We start from the raw sequence: 2671 nt of genomic DNA on the forward strand, positions 1-2671 counted from the left end.
CCCCACCCTCGCTCCCGTGCGCCCCTGACGCCCCCGGGGGTGGGGGGGTCCCTCATACTGGCCCGGGCCCCCGGGGGGGATTTGGGGGGGCGCCGGGGCGATTGCGCCGGGCAGGCGGCGGTGGTGTACTCGAACCGGCCGGACCAGGAGGCTCAGGGTGACTGAATCGTTTGGTGAATTACTCCGTGAATGCCGTATCGCCGCGGGCCTGTCGATAGGTCAGCTGGCCAAGCGGGTGCACTACAGCAAGGGGCACCTCAGCAAGATCGAGAACGACCTGAAGCTGCCGCACGAGACCATGGCCCGGCTGTGCGACGGCGTGCTCGACGCGGGCGGCAGCCTCATCGAGGCGGCTCGCGCGGCGCGGGACCGGGCCGTGGAGCGCGCCGCCGAGGCCGGCCTCACGCTCGACCGCCGCCAAGTGCTGGTCGCCGGCACGGGCACGGTGCTCGGCATGGCCCTGTCGGGCGGGCCGCGACCCGCGCCCGACGAGCGCGTGGTGGAGGGGATGCGGGTCTCGTTCGAGCACCTGCGCTCCCTGGGCATGCAGACCAGCCCCGTCGTCGTCCTCGAACCGCTGGTCGCCCTCCTGCGGACGGTGCACGCGCTCGCGCACGAGAACCCGGAGCCGATCCGGGGTCGGCTGCTGCTGCTCGCCGCGCGCATCGCCGAGTACACGGGGTGGATGAACCAGGAGGTCGGTGACGAGCAGCGCGCGTTGTCGTGGACCCGGCACGCCTCGGAACTGGCGCGGGCGGGCGGCGATCGGGAGATCGTGAGCTACGCGTTCGTCCGGGAGGCCGGGCTCGCGCTCTACCGGCAGGACGCGGCCGGGACGGTGGGGTTGGCCCGGCAGGCGCAGCTGGTGGACCGGGCCGGCCCGCGCATCCGGGGCCTGGCGGCCCGCCGGGAGGCGCAGGGGCACGCGCTGGCGGGCGACCGCGACGCGTTCGACCGCGCGATGGACCGCGCCGTCGACCTCCTCGACGGCGCCGCCGCGGACACCCGCGCCTACCCCGTGCTCGGCTCGACCGCGCCGGACCCGGCGGAGCTGGCCCGCGGGTGGTCGCTGTGCGACCTCGGCCGGACCGCCGAGTCGGCGGCCGTGCTGGACCGGGAGCTGGCCCGGTTGCCCGCGACGTCCCGCCGGTCCCGGGCGAGGTTCGGCACCCGGCGCTCGCTCGCCCTCGCGCTCGCGGGCGAGATCGACCAGAGCTGCGCGACGCTGGCCGGCACGCTCGACGACGTGGCGCACGTGGACTCGGCGACCGTGCGGACGGACCTGCGGGAGCTGTCCCGGACCCTCGGCCGCTGGCACAACCACGGCGCCGTCCGCGAGGTGTACCCCGAGCTGCGCCGGGTGTTGCAGCAGCGGTACTGACCGGCGTGCCCGGCGGGTGGGCCGCCCCGCCGGGCCCCGCGGGATCAGCGGCACGCGCAGGTCAGGCCGGCGTGCTCGGCCCGGACCTCGTCGGCCCGCGGCCGGCCGAGCGCGGCGAACCCGCTCTCGGCCGCGTCCCAGTGCGGGGCGGCGGTCGCGTGCCGGCCCAGCGCGTGCAGCGCACGGGCGACGCCGAGGTGGGCCTGGGCGGCGTGGCCGCGGTTGCCCGCGCCGACCGCCAGGTCCAGGGCGGACCGGTAGGCGTCCAGCGCCGCGGCCCGGTCGCCGGCCGCCCGCGCGGTCTCGGCGCGGTCGAGGAACAGCCGGGTGCGCAGGTCCGAGTTGGACACGTCGGCCGCGGCCGCCTTGGCGCGCTCGTGGTAGTGCGCGGCCTCGGCCAGCCGGTCCTGCGACCGGTGCACGTTGCCGATGTAGTTCAACGCGTAGGCGGCCAGGCTGTCGTCGCCGAGTTCGACGGCCAGGTCGTGCGCCTCCAGGTGCGCGGCCAGCGCTTCGTCGGCCAGTCCCAGCCGCCGCTGCACCGCGCCGAGGTTGTTCAACGCGTGCGCCAACCCCTGCGCGTGGCCGACCTCCCGCAGCAGCGGCACGGCGGCCCGGTGCCGGCGCAGCGCGCGGTCGAGGTCGCCGCGCTCCTCGTCCAGCACGCCGAGCATGCTCAACGCGTGCCCCTGGCCGCGCAGGTCACCGCAGCGCTCGTACTTCTCCAGCGCGTCCTCGAAGCGTTCCACCGCCTCGGCGTGCCGGCCCAGCTGCATCAACGAGATGGCGAGCATGCCGGACGTGGACGCCCGGCCGGGCAGGTCGTCCAGGGCGTCCCACTCGTCCAGCGCGCGGGTGGCCGCCGCCACCGCCTCCTCCAGCCGCCCGAGCCGGTCGTAGGCGATGGCCAGCCGCAGCAGCACGTGGGCCCGGCCGTGCTCCTCGCCCGGCGCGGAGCGCACGTTCTCCCAGGCCAGCTCCACGGTCTCGAGCCAGTCCTCGAACCGGCTGGTGGTGTTGAAGTGCCGCCAGATCAGCACCGCCAGCCGCCACACGTGACCGGGCAGCCGGCGTTCGGCGGCGCTGCGGATGGCCGCCACCAGGTTGTCCCGCTCGGCGGCGATCCAGGCGGTCGCGCCGGACTGGTCCGCGAAGGCGGGCACCACCCGGCTGGTCCGGTGCACCGGGGGCAGCACGCGGTCGAACGGGTAGGCGGCCCCCACGGCCTCGGCCAGGCCGACCAGGTAGAAGTCGAGCAGGCGGAGCACGGCGTCCTCGTGCTCGGTCGGC

General features: G+C 76.3%; 2 protein-coding genes. One reads left to right on the forward strand and one right to left on the reverse strand.

What is annotated here, in order from left to right:
- Positions 1-157 precede the first annotated feature (157 nt).
- Positions 158-1381, forward strand: a complete 1224-nt coding sequence (locus ACFXGA_RS40055) for a helix-turn-helix domain-containing protein (protein WP_378098407.1) — start codon at positions 158-160, stop codon at positions 1379-1381.
- Positions 1382-1425: 44 nt separating this feature from the next.
- Here the strand turns inward: ACFXGA_RS40055 and ACFXGA_RS40060 are convergent.
- Positions 1426-2671: tetratricopeptide repeat protein (locus ACFXGA_RS40060; protein WP_378098410.1), on the reverse strand; the 1246-nt coding region annotated here is incomplete at its 5' end.

The sequence above is a fragment of the Actinosynnema sp. NPDC059335 genome (genome assembly GCF_042752395.1).
In the GTDB taxonomy this organism is placed as follows: Bacteria; Actinomycetota; Actinomycetes; order Mycobacteriales; family Pseudonocardiaceae; genus Actinosynnema.